General features: G+C 67.8%; 18 protein-coding genes, 1 tRNA gene and 1 other RNA gene. 11 read left to right on the top strand and 9 right to left on the bottom strand.

Annotated features, from left to right (window positions below; all coding sequences use genetic code 11):
* Positions 1 to 100 precede the first annotated feature (100 nt).
* A tRNA-Arg gene (locus tag SM754_RS17150) sits at positions 101 to 175 on the bottom strand.
* Positions 176 to 267: 92 nt separating this feature from the next.
* Between SM754_RS17150 and SM754_RS17145 the strand changes: the two genes are divergently transcribed.
* The 3 genes from SM754_RS17145 to SM754_RS17135 all read left to right on the top strand — a co-directional run bounded on the left by SM754_RS17145 (position 268) and on the right by SM754_RS17135 (position 2,372).
* Positions 268 to 1,125: a geranylgeranylglycerol-phosphate geranylgeranyltransferase gene (locus SM754_RS17145; RefSeq protein ID WP_323677388.1), complete on the top strand. Its 858-nt coding sequence runs from the start codon at positions 268 to 270 to the stop codon at positions 1,123 to 1,125.
* A 152-nt stretch (positions 1,126 to 1,277) separates the two neighbouring features.
* Entirely contained in the window at positions 1,278 to 1,913 is a 636-nt protein-coding gene (locus SM754_RS17140) for an RAD55 family ATPase (protein WP_323677387.1), read from the top strand.
* Positions 1,914 to 1,961: 48 nt separating this feature from the next.
* Positions 1,962 to 2,372, top strand: a complete 411-nt coding sequence (locus SM754_RS17135) for a CoA-binding protein (RefSeq protein ID WP_323677386.1) — start codon at positions 1,962 to 1,964, stop codon at positions 2,370 to 2,372.
* Positions 2,373 to 2,414: 42 nt separating this feature from the next.
* Here SM754_RS17135 and SM754_RS17130 read toward each other — a convergent pair whose 3' ends face one another.
* Positions 2,415 to 3,395: a PLP-dependent cysteine synthase family protein gene (locus SM754_RS17130; protein WP_323677385.1), complete on the bottom strand. Its 981-nt coding sequence runs from the start codon at positions 3,393 to 3,395 to the stop codon at positions 2,415 to 2,417.
* A gap of 86 nt (positions 3,396 to 3,481) precedes the next feature.
* On the bottom strand, positions 3,482 to 3,808 hold the full coding sequence (locus tag SM754_RS17125) for a DUF5798 family protein (protein ID WP_323677384.1): 327 nt from the start codon (positions 3,806 to 3,808) through the stop codon (positions 3,482 to 3,484).
* A 128-nt stretch (positions 3,809 to 3,936) separates the two neighbouring features.
* Here SM754_RS17125 and SM754_RS17120 point away from each other — a divergent pair, with 128 nt between their 5' ends.
* The 3 genes from SM754_RS17120 (at position 3,937) to SM754_RS17110 (ending at position 5,526) form a co-directional block, all read left to right on the top strand.
* Entirely contained in the window at positions 3,937 to 4,380 is a 444-nt protein-coding gene (locus SM754_RS17120; protein ID WP_323677383.1) for a DUF7548 family protein, read from the top strand.
* Positions 4,381 to 4,487: 107 nt separating this feature from the next.
* Positions 4,488 to 4,800: signal recognition particle sRNA (ffs, locus tag SM754_RS17115), an RNA gene on the top strand.
* A gap of 135 nt (positions 4,801 to 4,935) precedes the next feature.
* Positions 4,936 to 5,526: an AsnC family transcriptional regulator gene (locus SM754_RS17110; RefSeq protein WP_323677382.1), complete on the top strand. Its 591-nt coding sequence runs from the start codon at positions 4,936 to 4,938 to the stop codon at positions 5,524 to 5,526.
* A 177-nt stretch (positions 5,527 to 5,703) separates the two neighbouring features.
* Here the strand turns inward: SM754_RS17110 and SM754_RS17105 are convergent, their stop codons facing one another.
* The gene (locus SM754_RS17105) at positions 5,704 to 7,020 is read right to left on the bottom strand and encodes a cytochrome P450 (protein ID WP_323677381.1); all 1,317 of its coding nucleotides are present in this window, start codon (positions 7,018 to 7,020) and stop codon (positions 5,704 to 5,706) included.
* 58 nt (positions 7,021 to 7,078) lie between these two features.
* Positions 7,079 to 7,726 (bottom strand): helix-turn-helix domain-containing protein, encoded by a 648-nt coding sequence (locus SM754_RS17100; RefSeq protein ID WP_323677380.1) that lies wholly within the window; start codon positions 7,724 to 7,726, stop codon positions 7,079 to 7,081.
* Positions 7,727 to 7,990: 264 nt separating this feature from the next.
* Here SM754_RS17100 and SM754_RS17095 point away from each other — a divergent pair, with 264 nt between their 5' ends.
* From SM754_RS17095 to SM754_RS17085, 3 genes are all read left to right on the top strand, one after another.
* On the top strand, positions 7,991 to 10,618 hold the full coding sequence (locus tag SM754_RS17095; protein ID WP_323677379.1) for a heavy metal translocating P-type ATPase: 2,628 nt from the start codon (positions 7,991 to 7,993) through the stop codon (positions 10,616 to 10,618).
* Positions 10,619 to 10,620: 2 nt separating this feature from the next.
* Complete coding sequence (locus SM754_RS17090; RefSeq protein ID WP_323677378.1) at positions 10,621 to 11,001, top strand: SHOCT domain-containing protein; 381 nt, start codon at positions 10,621 to 10,623, stop codon at positions 10,999 to 11,001.
* Positions 11,002 to 11,085: 84 nt separating this feature from the next.
* Positions 11,086 to 11,757, top strand: coding sequence for a DUF4396 domain-containing protein (locus tag SM754_RS17085; protein ID WP_323677377.1), 672 nt, complete (start codon positions 11,086 to 11,088; stop codon positions 11,755 to 11,757).
* Positions 11,758 to 11,790: 33 nt separating this feature from the next.
* On the opposite strand, the gene SM754_RS17080 is transcribed toward SM754_RS17085, so the two are convergent.
* The 3 genes from SM754_RS17080 to SM754_RS17070 form a co-directional block, all read right to left on the bottom strand.
* Positions 11,791 to 12,663: a mechanosensitive ion channel family protein gene (locus SM754_RS17080; protein WP_323677446.1), complete on the bottom strand. Its 873-nt coding sequence runs from the start codon at positions 12,661 to 12,663 to the stop codon at positions 11,791 to 11,793.
* A gap of 5 nt (positions 12,664 to 12,668) precedes the next feature.
* Positions 12,669 to 12,917, bottom strand: coding sequence for a YhbY family RNA-binding protein (locus SM754_RS17075; RefSeq protein ID WP_323677376.1), 249 nt, complete (start codon positions 12,915 to 12,917; stop codon positions 12,669 to 12,671).
* A gap of 84 nt (positions 12,918 to 13,001) precedes the next feature.
* Complete coding sequence (locus SM754_RS17070) at positions 13,002 to 13,280, bottom strand: ribonuclease P protein component 4 (RefSeq protein ID WP_323677375.1); 279 nt, start codon at positions 13,278 to 13,280, stop codon at positions 13,002 to 13,004.
* A gap of 164 nt (positions 13,281 to 13,444) precedes the next feature.
* Between SM754_RS17070 and SM754_RS17065 the strand changes: the two genes are divergently transcribed.
* Both SM754_RS17065 and SM754_RS17060 read left to right on the top strand, forming a co-directional pair.
* A complete protein-coding gene (locus SM754_RS17065) occupies positions 13,445 to 14,506 on the top strand; it encodes a glycosyltransferase family 4 protein (RefSeq protein ID WP_323677374.1) in 1,062 nt (353 codons plus the stop codon).
* Between the two features lie 69 nt (positions 14,507 to 14,575).
* Positions 14,576 to 15,676 carry a glycosyltransferase gene (locus SM754_RS17060; protein WP_323677373.1) on the top strand — a complete coding sequence of 367 codons (1,101 nt, stop codon included), beginning with the start codon at positions 14,576 to 14,578 and terminating at the stop codon, positions 15,674 to 15,676.
* Between the two features lie 92 nt (positions 15,677 to 15,768).
* On the opposite strand, the gene SM754_RS17055 is transcribed toward SM754_RS17060, so the two are convergent.
* Positions 15,769 to 16,182 carry a hypothetical protein gene (locus SM754_RS17055; protein ID WP_323677372.1) on the bottom strand — a complete coding sequence of 138 codons (414 nt, stop codon included), beginning with the start codon at positions 16,180 to 16,182 and terminating at the stop codon, positions 15,769 to 15,771.
* Positions 16,183 to 16,649: the final 467 nt, after the last annotated feature.

The following is a 16,649-nucleotide window of genomic DNA, read 5'->3' as shown; positions in this document are numbered from 1 at the left end:
ACCCCCGTGATGAATCGGAACGGACTCTTTCGCGCTCAGAGTGTCTTCTTTAAAAGGAAGTCTACGCCGTCTGTTGAATCTAGATCGTTCGGAAAACGGATGGGCGCTGCAGGATTTGAACCCGCGGCAGCTTGGTCCGAAGCCAAGTACTCTGTCCAGGCTGAGCTAAGCGCCCTGTATCACATCGGAGTCGGCAGAGCTTTTTAAATGATGTGGTTTCGGGGCGGAATCGGGGTGTTTTTTGGGTGGCCGTGGGTGGAGTGGGGTATGTCGAGTGTCGTGGAGACGGGTCGTGGGTTGGTGGAGTTGACGCGGCCGTCGAACTCGGTTGCGGCGGGCGTGTTGACGTTCCTCGGGGCGTTCGTCGCTGGTGGGGTCGCCGAGTCGCCGACCGCGACCGCTGCGGCGGTCGCGGCGACGGTGTTGGCGACCGGGGCTGGGATGGCGATAAACGACTACTTCGACCGGGAAATCGACGCGGTGAACCGGCCGGAGCGAGCGATTCCGCGTGGTGCGGTGAGTGCTCGCGGGGCGTTGGCGTGGAGTGCGGTCCTGTTCGTCGCGGCGGTCGTCGCCGCTGTCGTCCTGCCCGCGCTCGCCATCGGTATCGCGGTGGTGAACCTCCTGGCGTTGGTCGCGTACACGGAGTGGTTCAAGGGCTTACCTGGCGTCGGGAATCTCGTCGTCGCGTACCTCACGGGGAGCGCGTTCCTGTTCGGTGGTGCGGCAGTGGACGCCCCGCTCGCTCCGGGCGTCCTGTTCGTGCTCGCGGCGCTGTCGACGCTGAGTCGCGAGATCATCAAGGACGTCGAGGACGTGGCGGGCGATCGCGAGGAGGGGTTGCGGACGCTCCCGATCGCGGCCGGTGAACGTACCGCGTTGCACGTCGCGACGATAGCGCTCGTGGTCGCGGTCGCGGCGAGCCCGATCCCGTTCGTGCTCGGGACGTTCGGGCCGGCGTACCTCGTGCTCGTCGCTCCCGCGGTCCTGGGGATGCTCTACGCGGCGTACGAGGCGTACGACGACGCGACCGTCGGGCAGACTCACCTGAAGTACGCGCAGTTCCTCGCGGTCGTCGCGTTCCTCGCCGGTCGCCTCCTGTCTCCGGGAACCGGCCCGATGTAACGCGGTTCGAGCGCTCCGAACCACGCCACCTGTCAGTGGTCCAAGTGGCCCAATCAAAACTTCTATATGCTGCATACTGTATTCTCTTATCAACCGAAACGCCGTGGGCGCGCCGTGGTTGGGGGCGACGTCCGCTGCGACGATCATTCGCCATGTACGAACTTCCAGAGGAACTATCGGACGCTCCTTTGCCGGCTGGCACGAACCTTCTCGTCGCCGGCCCGCCATTGACGGGTAAGCGCGACATCGCGTTCGACGTGCTGGCGACCGGGGCTCGGGCCGGGGAAGGGTCGATAGTGGTGACGACGAAGGACGACGCGGAGAAGGTCCTCGAGGATTACGCCGGGTTCGTCGGCGACGTCGAGGACGTCGACGTCGGGGTCGTGGATTGCGTGACGAAGCAACGAGGGGTCGGGAGCGTTCGAGAGGACCCGCGCGTCAAGTACGCGTCCTCGCCGGTGGACATGACTGGAATCGGGATCAAGCTCTCGGAGTTCCTCGAGGAGTTCTATCAGGTCCGCGGGCACGAACGGAACCGTATCCTCCTGCATTCGATATCGACGCTGTTGATGTACTCAGACCTCCAGACGGTGTTCCGGTTCATGCACGTGTTCACGGGACGCGTGCAGAGCGCGGACGGGCTGGGCGTGTACGTCATCGATTCGACGGCGCACGACGACCAGACGATGAACACGCTCAAGCAGCTGTTCGACGCGGTCGTCGAGGTGAGCGACGACGAGGACGGCACCCGGCGTATCGAGACCGCTGGGTTCCCGACCGCGGAGTAGCCACTCGACGGCGCTATCCTTTTGCGGTCGCTGGCCGTCGTTCCCGGTATGGTCGTGTCGACAGATGCGGCGTTGCGTGACGCACTGGACGTGGAGACTATCGCGGTCGTCGGCTGTTCGTCGACGCCGGGGAAGGCGGCGCACGACGTGCCGCGGTACCTGCTCGACCACGGTTACGACGTGATTCCCGTGAATCCCTACGCGGACGAGGTGTTCGGTATCGAGGCGGTCGATTCGCTCGCGGACGTCGACCAGCGCATCGACGTCGTCGACGTGTTCCGGCCCAGCGACGAGGTGCCCGAGATCGTGGACGCGGTCCTAGAGCGCGAGGACGTGGCGACCGTGTGGCTGCAGCTCGGTATCACGCACGAGGACGCCGGGCGGCGCGTCGAGGAGTCCGGGCGGAGCTTCGTGCAGGACAGGTGCGTCAAGGTCGAGCACTCGCGGCTCGTCGACTGACGACGCGTCGACCCCGCACCCCGGTGCACTGCGCTGGTGCGGTCAGCCCTCCCACTCCTCGTAGTCGCGATAGACGCCCTTCGAGAGGTAGCGTTCGCTGGAGTCGGCGAAGACGGTGACGACGGAGTCGTGTGGGGCGTCGAGGTCGCCGGCGGCGATGCGGTCCGCTATCTCGCGTGCGGCGAGGCTGTTCGCGGCGGCGGACGACGCGACGAGCTGGCCCTCCTCGGCGGCGAGACGCTGCATCTCCTCGTGGACGGCGCGGTCGTCGTACGAGAGGAGTTCGTCGACGACGTCGGGGTCGAACAGTTCGTTCGTCGCCGGGTCGTGCGTCCCGATGCCCTCGACCTTGTACTCGCCCTCCTCGGGGTCCTCGCCGAAGAGCGCGGAGTACATCGACCCGCGCGGTTCGACGGCGACGACGAGGACGTCGTCGTCCTGGTCGCGGAGGTACTTCGCCATCCCCATGAGCGTCCCGCCGGTTCCGCAGCCGGCGACGACCGCGCCGACCTCGCCGTCGAGCGCGTCGTATACCTCGGGGCCCGTCGTCTCGTAGTGCGCTTCGACGTTCAGCGGGTTCTCGAACTGTTGGGGGACGACCGCGTTGTCGAGTTCGTCCGCGAGCTGGTGCGCGCGGTCGATCGCGCCACCCATCCCGTCCTCGGTCGGCGTGTTGATGACTTCGGCGCCGAGAGCGCGCATGAGCTGTTGCTTCTCGAGACTGAAGCGCTCGGGGACGACGAACATCGCCTGGACGTCGAGTTGCGTCGCAGCGGTCGCGAACCCGATACCGGTGTTCCCGGCGGTCGGTTCGATGACGGTGCCGCCGGGTTCGAGCGTGCCGTCGTCGAGCATCGCTTCGAGCATGTACTTCCCGATGCGGTCCTTGATGCTCGCGCCGGGATTGAACGATTCGAGCTTCGCGTACACGGGCACGTCGTCTGGCGAGGCCTGCACGCGGACGAGCGGCGTCTCGCCGACGGTGTCGTTCACCGAGTCGAGCGGTTCGCGGTGCGTGGTCATCGCGTTGGCAAACGTTGCCGGCTGTGTTATGTCCTTCTCATTCCGAAAGGCGACGACCGAGCGTGAACGCACGGAGAGCGGACCTGTCAGACGTCCGATTTCCCGTCGGTCGCCGTCGTCGCATCCCCCGTCGATTCCTCCGCTGCCGCGTCCTCGGTCGCGTCGTCGACGTCCTCGATGGCGGCCTCGGCGACGACCGCGTCGACGTCGATGCCGCGGTCCTCGGCGAGCGCCTCGATGACGACACGCTGGTGCTCGAGCGCGTTCTCGAGCTCCTGGACGCGAGCCTGCGTGTCGTCGACGGTCTGCTCGACGCTGACGACGCGCTCGTGGACCTCCTTCAGTTTCACGTACAGCTGTTCAGCCCGGTCGGCGAGCGTCTGGATCTTCTTCGCGGTCGAGCCGAGTCCCATGCGCGACGCCAGGCGACGCACGCAGTAGTGCCTTCCCCTTCACGCGCACTCGAGTGGGTATCGTCGGTCCGCGGCGCGAGCACGTCGACAACGTGGTACTTAACGGGGTGGGGGGCGGACTCCCGGGTATGGTCGAGGTGGAAACGCCGGCGACGGTCGGCGTCGTGTCGGCGGCCGCGTACGCGGCCGCGATGGTCGTCCCCTACGTCGCGGGTGGCGTCCCGGGAAGTGCCGTGCAGACGTACTACACGGAGTTCGGCGTCGTCGGGCCGCCGTACATCGCCGTGCTCGCGCTCGTCGCACTCATCGTGCTCGGCGCCGGGCGACAGGGGCGGACCGCACCAGATATCGCCGCGGGCGTCGCCCTCGTCGTCGGTCTCGTGGTCGTGCTCCTCACCGCGATGTGGGCGTTCGGCGGCGTCGCCGAGCTCGTCGGGGGGCTGTCGACCGCGGCGTGGCTCGCGTACCACCGCTGGGTGCTGCTCGCCGCCGCGGTCGGCATCCTCGGCGGCGCGCTCTGGTTCGCTGACGCCATCGGCGTCCTCCGCCCGAAACCCGAACCCGCGTCCTGAGACCCCGACACCGACCGGCGGCCCTCGAGGAATCGACGGCAACCCCTCGCCGGCATCGAATTCTCGCAGCGAGTCGAAAGGCACTTACCGGCGAGGCGGTTACGATGGAGTGGACTAGGTCGGGCAGTTAGGCCCTGCTCGCTACCCCCGGTATGGTCTTCAGGGGGGACTGAACCCTGGGCGCGTGCGGACAGACCCGAACGGGCCCCGGGAGCTGACATAGAAGCCTCGTCCGTCGGGGATGGCGGTCGTCGGGCGTCGTCCGCAGGGACGACGTTCCCGACGTTAGTCGGTGGTAATGGGTCAGGCACGGAAGTGAGCAGCCCACCGCCGGACAGCGATCGCTCGACGGGTCGCGGGGTGGAGGAGGCAACCGGGACCCCCCGTTCGGGAACGCCGTGCAACCTCAGGCGTCCACATTCATACCGCTACTACGATTCTCGAGCGGCAGCGACGCGAGCAGCTACCGCTGGAACGGCATTGGATTCCGAAGTGAACGCGCCCGCGAGCTTTGGCGGCCGAAGTGGTTTCCGTCCGTGGTGCGTCGGTGTCGATATGCGGGACCTGGACGACATCGACATGGAGATCCTGGAGTTGCTCGCCGACGACGCACGTCGGGCGTACAGCGACATCGGCGACGTGGTCGGGCGGTCGGGGCCGGCGGTCTCGGAGCGTGTCCGGAAGCTGGAGGAGGCGGGCGTCCTCCGTGGGTTCACCGTGGACGTCGACCGGTCGCAGCTCCGGGAGGGCGTTCCGGTGCTCGTCGACGTGACGGTGGCGCCGGGCCGACGCGAGCCCGTGCGGGACGCGCTCCGCGAGTCCGACGCGGTCGAGCACGTGTTCACGACCGCGAGCGGGGACGTCGTCGTGCAGGCGTCGCTCCCGGGCACGGACGCGTACCGCTGGGTCGAGGACGTGCTCGACGCGAGCGACTTCGAGGCGGTGGACGTGACGTTGCTCGCGGACGTGGAGTGGCGCCAATCCGTGGGTGCGACGGACTTCGCGGTGTCGTGCGCGGAGTGCGGGAATACCGTCACGAGCGAGGGGACGAGCGCGACGCTCGGCGACGACAGCTACCGCTTCTGCTGTTCGTCCTGCGAGCGTGCGTTCGTCGACCGGTACGAGGAACTCAGCGACGCCCGGTGACTGTCGGAGCCAAATCCGCCCTCGCCCTCTCTCGGTGCTAGAGGTGTTCGACGAGCGCAGCACCAGCGTCGGGACGACAGAGAGAGACGGCACTCACGCATCCAACTCCCCGTGCCTTCCCCCTCTAGCGTCAAGCGCTGCAATGCTTCGGGCTCTCCCGTCAAGCGCTGCAGTGAGTCAGTCGCGACGGCGGACGATCATCTCGACGGGGCCGTCGGGCCGCAGGGTGATCGAGGGAGCGAAGGAGAGGTCGTCGTGGGGTTCGACGGTCCACTCCTGTGCGATGGTCGCCAGGACGAGGCGGGCTTCGAGCATGGCGAAGCGGTCGCCGATACAGCGGCGTGGCCCGCCGCCGAAGGGGAAGTAGCCGAACTTCGGGAGCGACCGCTCGAACTCGTCGGTCCAGCGTTCCGGGCGGAAGGTCATCGGGTCGTCGTAGATGCGGTCGTCGTGGTGCACCACCCACGGGTGCATCGTGACGGTCGTCCCGGCCGGAATCTCGTAGCCACCCAGGTCGTCGGGCTCGCTGGCTTCCCGGACCAGTTCCCAGACGGGTGGATACAGACGCATGCCTTCCTGGATGGCCTGTTCGGTGTAGGGGAGGTCGTCGAGGTCGGCCATCGTCGGCGTCCGACCGTCGAGGACGTCGTCGAGTTCGGCCTGCAACTCGGCGCGTTGCTCGGGGTTGCGTCCCAGGGCGTGCAGCGTGTAGGTCAGCGTCAGTGCCGTCGTCTCGTGGCCGGCGAGCAGGATGGTGATTATCTCGTCGCGAACGCGTTCGCGCGTGATGTCCTCGCCCTGCGCCGCGAGGAGGATCGAGACGATGTCGTTGCCGTCGCCCTCGTCGTGCTTCTCGACGATGCGGTCGGCGACGTCCTCGAGCGTCTGGAGGGCGGCCTGATACCGGCGGTTCTCCGGCGTCGGGAGCCAACTGGGCGGATGGTACGGGCGTTCGGCGTAATCCATCACGGCTTCGAGCGCGTCGCTGACGTCGCCCTTCTCGTCGGAGACGTCGACGTCGAAGAGCGTCTCGGCGGCGATCTCGACGGTGAGGTGCATCATGTCCTCGTGGACGTCGCGCGTCTCGCCGTCGCGCCACGTGTCGAGCAGGTCCACGACGCCGTCGGTCATCTGCTCGGAGTACCGTACGAGCATTCCCGGGTGGAACGCGGGTTGCATCCGGTGGCGCTGCTCGCGCCACGCAGACCCCTCGCTCGTGAGCAGCCCCTCGCCGAGCGCGTCGCCGAGCGCCTCTTGGAAGAGCTCGCCCTTGATGTAGGATTGATTGTTCTGAACGAGGACCTGCTCGACGAGTTCGGGGTCGCTCACCTGATAGATGGTCCTGCCGGCGAGCTCGAAGGACGCCACCGGGCCGTACTCGGTCGCGGTGTCGGTGACGAATTCGAGTCGGTCGCCAGCGAACTGGAGGGTGTTGCCGACGAGTGGGTAGCCGGTCGGTCCGGGCGGCGTGTCGGTGTGGTTCGTCGTTGCCATCGTGTGTCGAGAGACGTGTCCACGGCCAATCGGCCTACTGCGGGCGAAGACTGGTCGTTTAAGACAGACGGGGGAGCAGGCGGGCCTCGATCTTGCGGAGATGTTCCGATGCGGTGCTCTCGGCGCATCCCGCGGCGGCCGCGACGTCCTCGATGGTGGCGGTGCGTGGCGTCGCGTAATATCCCACGTCGACGGCGGCGTCGAGGACGGTTCGCTGGCGGGCGGTCAGGGCGGAACGAGCAGCGTCTCTCTCCGGGTTGTACGCGCCCAGCTGCTCGATGCGAACGTCCGCCGTGGCGTCGGCGGGGAGGTCGTCCATCGCGTCGTGAAGCGCCGCAGACGTGCCTGCGATGCGGACCGTCGCCTTCTCGGCTTCGAGTTCGATCGGGAGTTCGACGAGCAGTCGATGCCGTTCGACGATCCGCAGTAACTCCGCCAGTTCCGGTGTCGGGCGGGAGTGCACGAAGACGCACAGATCACCGTTCTCGGTGTCGAAGACGTCGTAGGAGAGGGCGTCACCCCACGATTCGAGGTCGGTGACGACGCCGTCACGGGACGCCTCCAGTCGACAGAGTTGCACGAGCGTCCCGTCGTGGAGGTAGTTCATGTTGCATAGCGTGCCGCGGTCGACGTCGAGCCCGGGAATCAGCGCGTTATCGGTCTCCGACGCTGGCGTTCGTGGAAAGGTGAGCGTCAGGTACCGCATACCTGTCGTTGGACCGGCCACCGCAATACACTGTCGCTGGATTCCGCCATCTGGAGAAGCTGTGAACGGCCGAGCGCGAGACACCGCGAGGACACCCACGCCGTCTCCGTAGATGCGAGCCTCCAACGGTCGTCCCTGACCGCCACGGCGCTCGGCGCCCGGCGACCACCGTGCTAGGTGACTTTCGTTTCCTAAGTTCGAGGCCGGTTCGACGAACGGGCGGGAAGAGCAAACCGGTTGAAAGAGGAACCCGTACTAGTAGTCATGACCGAACGAACGATTCACATCGACGTCTCCGGGATGTCCTGTGCGAACTGCTCGGACACCGTCGCGTCGGCCGTCGAGGACGTCGACGGCGTCGTCGAAGCGTCCGTGAACTTCGCGACCGACGGCGGGAGCGTCACGTACGACGACGGCGAGACGTCGCTCGCGGCCATCTACGACGCCGTCGAAGCGGCCGGGTACACGCCGGTCGCGGAGACCGTCACGGTCGCCGTCACGGACATGTCGTGTTCGAACTGCGCCGACACCATCCACGACCGCCTCCTCGACGTCCCGGGCGTGGTCGACGCGGACGTGAACTACGCGACGGACGAAGCGACCGTCGAGTACGCGCCCGACGCGGTCGACCGCGCGACCCTGTTCGACGCCATCGAGGACGCCGGCTACTCGCCCGTTCGCGACGGCCACGGCGACGCGTCCGACGACGACAGCGGCGGCGACTCCGAGGGCGCCGAGCGCGAGGAGTCCGCCGCGGACGTCGCGCGCCGCGAGGAGATCGAACGCCAGAAGCGCCTCACGATATTCGGCGCGGTGCTCTCGCTCCCGCTCCTCGGGATGCTCGCCGCGCACCTGTTCGCACCGGACCTCCTCCCGGAGACGGTTCCCGGCCTCGGCGTCCGGTTCGAGTGGCTCGGGTTCGCCTTGGCGACGCCGGTCCAGTACGCGCTCGGGAAGGAGTTCTACGAGAACTCCTACACGGCCCTCGTGAGGAACCGGACCGCGAACATGGACGTCCTCATCGCCCTGGGGTCCTCGACCGCGTACCTCTACTCGGTCGCGCGACTGCTCGGGTTCCCGGGCGCCGGCTACTACTTCGACACGGCCGCGCTCATCCTCGTGTTCATCACGCTCGGGAACTACCTCGAGGCGCGCTCGAAGGGGCAGGCCGGCGACGCCCTCCGCGAGCTCCTCCAGATGGAGGCCGACACCGCCATCGTCGTCCGCGAGGACGGCACCGAAGAGGAGGTCCCCGTCGACGAGGTCGCGGTCGGCGACCGCATGAAGGTCAAGCCGGGCGAGCAGATACCGACCGACGGCGTCGTCGTCGACGGCCAGAGCGCGGTCGACGAGTCCATGGTCACCGGCGAGTCCGTCCCCGTGTCGAAGGAGTCCGGGGACGAGGTCGTGGGGTCCACCATCAACGAGAACGGCGTGCTCGTCGTCGAAGCGACGAAGGTCGGCGCCGACACCGCCATCCAGCAGATAGTCCAGACCGTCAAGGACGCGCAGTCCCGCCAGCCCGAGATACAGAACGTCGCTGACCGCATCAGCGCGTACTTCGTGCCCGCGGTCATCGTCAACGCCCTGGTGTGGGCGCTCGTCTGGGGGCTCGCGCCCGAGTTCATGGCGGACCTCGTCGGCGGGCTTCTCCCGTGGGGGCTCGTCGGCGGCGGCCCCGTCGGCGCGGGCGGCGTCGGCGTCCTCGAGTTCGCCGTCGTCGTGTTCGCCTCCGCGGTCCTCATCGCGTGTCCCTGCGCGCTCGGCCTCGCCACGCCCGCCGCGACGATGGTCGGCACCAGCATCGGCGCCCGCAACGGCGTTCTCTTCAAGGGCGGTGACGTCCTCGAACGCGTCAAGGACACCGACGCGGTCGTCTTCGACAAGACCGGGACGCTCACCGAAGGCGAGATGGAGCTCACCGACGTCGTCGCGCTCGACGACCCGGGAGCGCGCGCGGACGGTGGCGCGGTCGAGGCCCGCGAGGACAGTGGCTTCGACGAGGACGCGGTCCTCAGGCTCGCCGCGAGCGCCGAGTCCGCGAGCAGTCACCCGCTCGCCGACGCCATCGTCGACGGCGCCCGCGACCGCGGCCTCGACCTCGTCGACCCCGAGGCGTTCGAGAACGTCGCCGGGAAGGGCGTCCGCGCCACGGTCGACGGCCACGACGTCCTCGTCGGGAACCCCGCGCTCCTCCGCGACCACGACGTCGACCCGACGCCGGGCGACGACGCCCGCGAACGCCTCGAAGCCGACGGGAAGACCGCGATGCTCGTCGCCATCGACGGCAGCGTCCGCGGCGTCCTCGCCGACGCCGACACCGTCAAACCCTCGGCTCAGGCCGCCGTCGCCGCGCTCCGCGACCGCGGCCTCGACGTCCACATGATCACGGGCGACAACGAACGCACCGCACGTGCGGTCGCCGACGACCTCGGCATCGACCCCGCGAACGTCCGCGCCGGCGTCCTCCCCGACGAGAAGGCAGACGCCGTCGACGCCATCCAGACCGACGGTACCAGAGCGATGATGGTCGGCGACGGCGTCAACGACGCGCCCGCGCTCGCCACCGCGTTCGTCGGCGTCGCCATCGGCTCCGGGACCGACGTCGCCATCGAAGCCGCCGACGTCACCCTCATGCGGGACGACCCCGTGGACGTCCTGAAGGCGATCCGCGTCAGCGAAGGCAGTCTCGCGAAGATCAAACAGAACCTGTTCTGGGCGCTCGGGTACAACACCGCGATGATACCCCTCGCCTCGCTCGGGTTCCTCCAGCCCGTGCTCGCCGCCGGCGCGATGGCGCTGTCCTCGGTGAGCGTGCTCGCGAACAGCCTCCTGTTCCGCCGGTACAGCCCCGACGACGACTACGAACTCCTCGGCTTCCTCCGCCCCTGACCATGCGACGGAACTCCAAGATAGCGCTCGGCATCGGCGTCGTCGCCCTCGTCGTCCTATTCGTCGCTCCACTGGTCGCGTTCGCGCTCGGGTTCGGCGGCATGGGCGGTGGGACGTGGGGGATGCCGATGGACGGCCAGATGTGGGGCGGCCCCATGCACGACGGCACCGGAACCCTCCCCGTGTGGTTCGCGCTCGTCGGCATCGCCTCCCAGCTCGCGTTCGTCGCGCTCCTCGGCGCCGGCGGCTACCTCCTCTACCGCGTCGTCGCCGGCGGCCGCACCGACCCCGCGCTCGCCGAACTCCGCGCCGCGTACGCCCGCGGCGACATCGACGACGACGAGTACGAACGCCGCAAGGACCGCCTCGAAGACGACGGGTGACCGCGACGCGCTCGGCTTCGCCCCGGTCGCGAGCCTAGCCGCCTAGCACAAACGCAGTTCCGGCCGGCAGCGAGACAGCCCCACATGCCAGTCGAAGCCCTGCTCCGCGACGTCCTCACGAACACGACCGCGCTGTACGCGTGGGCCGTCGTCGTCCTCGCCTCGCTCGGCGCGCTCCGGTACGACATCCGCGCGAACAACGACGACATCCCGACGCTCATGCAGTTCGTCTGGACGCTCACCGTCGCGTACTCCGGGCCGCTCGGCCTCGCCGTGTACGCGTGGGCCGGGCGGAAACAGATCGAGCGGGACTCCCTGTGGCGGCGGAGCGCGCGCTCGGTCGCCCACTGTTACTCCGGGTGCGGCGCCGGCGAGGTCCTCGGCGTCGTCGCCGCCGCCGGCATCCTCGCACTCCCCCAGATCGGCGTCGTCGCCGTCACGTTCACGGCCGCGTACACGTTCGGCGTCGCCCTCACCGTCGGCCCGATGACCCAGGACGGCGTCGCGTTCGGCGAGGCGTTCCGCGACGCCATCGTCACCGAGACCCCTTCCATCGCCGTCATGGAGGCCGCCGCCATCGGCACCGACGTCTACCTCGCCGAGGGCGCCACCATCACCGAACCCCTGTTCTGGAGCGCGCTCGCCTTCTCGCTCACCGTCGGCCTCCTCGTCGCGTACCCCGTCAACGTCGCGCTCGTCCACCGCGGCGTCAAGGACGGCATGGCGAACCCCCGCGACCGCGCCACCGCCGCCTGACGACGCATCGAGAAAAGGAATCGCGGACGGCCGTCAGTCGTCCGCCGCCGTCGCCACTTCCTCGGAGACGTCGACCGTCCCCGACAGCTCGCGGTTCGGATACGGGATGTCGATACCCGCATCGTCGAACCGCTCCTTGACCGCCTGCACGTACTCCCCGCGGGTCTTCACGAAGTCAGACCGCGACGGGTCCGCGATCCACACGCGGGACTTCAGGCCGACCGACGAATCACCGAGCTCCGTGAGCCGCACCGACGGCTCCGGGTCCGCGAGGACGTCCTCGTGCGCCTCGGCCTCCTCGAGGATGATGTCCGTCGCCTCGTCGATGTCGTCGTCGTACCCGATACCGAACAGGAACTGCATCCGGAGCTTGTCCTTCGCCACCGGGTTCTTGATGACGCCGTCCGTGAGCTGCGAGTTCGGAACCGTCAACAGCTCGTTATCGAACGTCCGCACGCGCGACACGCGGAGACTGATGTCCTCCACGACCCCCGAGTTCCCGTCCCACTCGATCCAATCGCCGATGCGGAACGGCTTGTCCGTGAAGATGAAGATCCCCGCGACGAAGTTCCCGATCACGTCCTGCATCGCGAACCCGATCGCGAGCGTCGCCGCCGCACCGATCGTCGCGATGGCGGTCAGGATGTTTCCCAGTCCGGCGAACGCGAACGCCACGCCGAGCGCCGCGAAGTACACCGCGAAGTTCACGAGCTTCTTCAACGGGACCTTCGCGTGCCGATCCAGCCCCCGCCGGTCCAGCACGCGGTCCACGAGCGGCAGGACGACCACCTGCCCGAGCGCCACGACGACGACGAACGCCACCACGAACAGAATCGCCGCCGCGACGACGTCGTAGAACGGCACGTCCCAGGCCTCGAGCTGCCCCTCCAGGCCACCTGCCTGCAGTGGAATCACTTATACAGCACCCCCGTATTCCCCCGCGTCTCGAAGAGCTCCGCGTTCGTCAACTCCGCGAGCTCCTCCGCGAGCTCGTCCGTCGACGTCCCACCGCGCGCCGCTCGCAGGAACTTCACCTTCACTAGGTCTCGCGCCTCCAACTGGTCCGAGAGCTCGTCGACCACCGACTCGATACCCGCCTTTCCAACCCATACCGTCACGTCAAGATCGTGCGCCTCCTTGCGCATCTCCTCGTCGTTCATAGTCGTCTCATACCGTATACGCGGACGTGGCTTAAACCCTTAGCCGAACCAGCCGCCGAGACCGCCCTCAGGACGCGCGAGCCCTCACTCGCCGTACGGATACCGCGCCTGTGACCCACACTCACACGTCACCACGACGTGCCCCGAGCGAGTGCGGACGCGCGCGTTCCGCCCCGGCCGCAGGAACGCGTCGCAATCGTCGCACGTGAACCGCCGGAAGTCCCGCGGGAGCGACAGCCGCTGGCGTTCGGCGAGCCGTCGCGCCAACCGCACGTACTCGCGAGCGCGCGCCTCCTCACCCGCGACCGTCGCCTCCCGCGCCAGCGCATGCAACCGCTCGATCCGCTCCGCCGCGACGTTCATACCCGCAGTACCGCGCTCGCGCGGGTAAACGTTCTCCCTCGCACCCGCCACGGGAACCGAACCCTCGCCCAGGACCACCCACCACGGCCCCGTCGTCGCGTGCGCACACGGGCAGCGCAATCCGGAAAGACTACACGCGACCACCGACCAGCGACCACAAACCGATGCGCGTCCTCAACCACCTCGAACTCGAATCTCAGCTCCACCGGTCCGGTATGGGTACCGCAGCCGCCCAACAGCGCAAGGCGCTCGCACGCGCGGACGCCGACGTCGACGTCATCACGAGCCCCTGGCGCGACGGCAACCCGCTCGACGCCGCGTTCGCGAACCTCGCCTTCGAGGAGTCGTTCTTCGAGGACTACGACGTCGCGCACCTCAACATGGCCGGCCCCGTCAGTCTCGCACTCGCCCGCCACGCCAAAGCCAACGACGTCCCGCTCGTCTGCCACACGCACGTCACCGCCGAGGACTTCCGCGACAGCTTCCGGTTCTCGAACGCCGTCGCCCCCGCACTCAAAGCCTACCTCGAACGCTTCTACTCGCAAGCCGACCTCGTCCTCTGCCCGAGCGAATACACGAAAGGCATCCTCGAATCCTACCCCGTCGACGCCCCCATCGAACCCATCACGAACGGCATCGACGTCGACACCCTCGACGGCCACGAACGCTTCCGCGAATCCACCCGCGACCGCTACGACCTCGACGGAACCGTCGTCTTCGCCGTCGGGAACGTCTTCGAACGCAAAGGCCTCACGACGTTCTGCGAACTCGCCGAAGCCACCGACCACGACTACGCGTGGTTCGGGCACTACGACGACGGCCCGCAAGCCAGCAAGACCACGCGCAAGTGGACCGAGAACCCGCCCGAGAACGTCACGTTCACCGGCTGGGTCGACGACAAACGCATGGCCTACGGCGCCGGCGACGTCTTCTGCTTCCCCGCGAAGGTCGAGAACCAGGGGCTCGTCGTCCTCGAAGCGATGTCCTGCGGGAAAGCCTGCGTCCTCCGCGACATCCCCGTCTTCCGCGAGTACTTCACCGACGGCGAGGACGCCATCCTCTGCTCGGACTTCGAGGAGTTCGCCGACGCCCTCGACCGCCTCGACGACGACCCCGGACTCCGCGAACGCCTCGGCGAGAACGCCAGAGAGACCGTGCAAGAGCACTCCCTCGACCACGTCGGGAATCGCTTAGTCGACGCGTACCGGCGCGTCATCGACGACTGACCGCGCACCACCCGACAGCGCGAAGACGCTATCGAAGCCACTAAGCCACCGAACACACTTTCGCCAACAATGACACGGGTCGCCGCCTTCACCGACACCTACCATCCGACGGTGAACGGCGTCACGTACACCATCGAAGCCTGGCGCGACCACTGGAACGACCACCACGGCCAGATGGACGTCGTCTACCCCGGAACCGACGAGTACACGCCGCGCGCACGCGAACACCCCGTCCGCTCGCTCCCGTTCCCGTTCTACGACGGCGTCCGCGTCGGCGCGCCACGCGTCCCCAAGACCGTCCCAAGAGCAGACGTCGTCCACGCCCACACCGCGTTCGGGCTCGGCCTCGCCGCCCGCCGATACGCCGACAAACACGACCTCCCGCTCGTCGCCTCCTACCACACACCGACCGCCGAATACGCCGAATACATCTCCTCGCACGACAGCGTCCTCTCGAGCCTCTCCAGAGCGAGCGAGACCTACGAACACTGGTACTACGACCACGTCGACCTCGTCCTCACACCCAGCGAACCGACGAAACGCCACCTCCTCGACGACCTCGACGTCAGCACGCCCGTCCACGTCGTCTCCAACGGCATCGACACCGACCGGTTCCAACCCGCCGACGCCGACACCTTCCGCGACCGCTTCGACCTCGACGGCACCCTCGTCGGGTACACCGGCCGGCACGGCTACGAGAAACGCCTCCAAGACATCATCGACGCCACCGACAGCATGGACGACGTCACCGTCGTCTTCGGCGGCGACGGCCCCGCCCGCGACGACCTCGAAGCCCGCGCTCGCCGCGCCGACGTCGACGTCCGCTTCCTCGGCTTCCTCGACCGCGACGACCTCCCCGCGTTCTACACCGCCCTCGACGTCTTCGCGTTCCCATCGCCCGTCGAGACCCAAGGGCTCGTCGCACTCGAAGCGAACGCCTGCGGGACCCCCGTCGCCGGCGTCGACGCCGGCGCCCTCGCCGACACCATCGACGACGGCGAGACCGGGTATCACTACGAACCAGGCGACGTCGACGCGTTCCAGACCGCCATCGAACGAACGCTCGACGACCGCGACCGCCTCGCCCAGAACTGCCTCGACCGCCGCGACCAGGTGAGCATCGAACACGCCGTCACCGAACTCCACCGACACTACGACGCCGTCACGTAGACCTCGTCCGACACGAACGACAACGCACCCACGAGACTAGCGCTACCGCTACATGTGAGATACTCGCAAAGAACGCGTCCGCAACCAGCCGTTCAGTCGTCCTCGAGCGCGTCCGCGATTCGCTTCAGCGCACGCGTCTGATCACGCAGCTCGTCACGCATCTGCCGGACCTCACGCACGAGCTCTTCGTTCCCCGAATCCTCCTGCGGGCCCGCACCCGGGCCACCACCCATTCCGCCCGGACCAGCGCCGCCAGGACCGCCACCGCCCATCATCCCGCCCATCATCTGCGCGAACGGATTCCCGCCACCGCCGCCGCCCATGCCACCACCCATCCCGCCAGGACCACCCTCACCGCCCATCATCTCCTCCATCCGCTCACGTCGCTCCTCGTCGCCCTCCTCCTCGCGACGCTCACGGATCTCCTCGACGCGCTCGCGGAACGACTTCTCTTCAGAATCCTCACTCTCCGCCTCATCACCGTTCTCAGAGTGCTCGTCTGCCATACCCAACACTCCGCACTCACCGCCGAAAAGGGTTTTCGTCCCCACTCACACCCTCACGAAACCGCCCCCAACCACCCCCACCGCGCGCAAGCGACCGCTACCCACGACCACCGAGCACACGCACGCGAGGAACACCGCGGACACCCGGCCACCACCGCTAGCCCGGCCCCCCAGTCTCGCCTCCGGAGGCTCTCCCCCGAAACTGTCTCGTTCCCCCGCCCCACGTCCTCCGATAGCGTCGCCACTCACCAAACACAAACACACACAATCCACGACACACCACCTCACAGCGTTACCACTCCCCAAAAACACACGCACGCACAATCCAACACACCGTCACCACTCCTCAATAAATACGAAAAGCCCACCACCCCAGAAGGGTGGCGGGCTCAACTATGAATAGCGAGGCAGCGAACCGCGTTTCCCAGAGGCTCGCGCACTCCAGTACTCCCCGGTACGCAGATGGG

Origin of the sequence: Halorubellus amylolyticus (assembly GCF_034808145.1) — an archaeon.
Classification (GTDB): domain Archaea; phylum Halobacteriota; class Halobacteria; order Halobacteriales; family Natrialbaceae; genus Halorubellus.
Note: the sequence above shows the minus strand (reverse complement) of the source record. Positions and strands in the feature narration are given on the sequence as shown.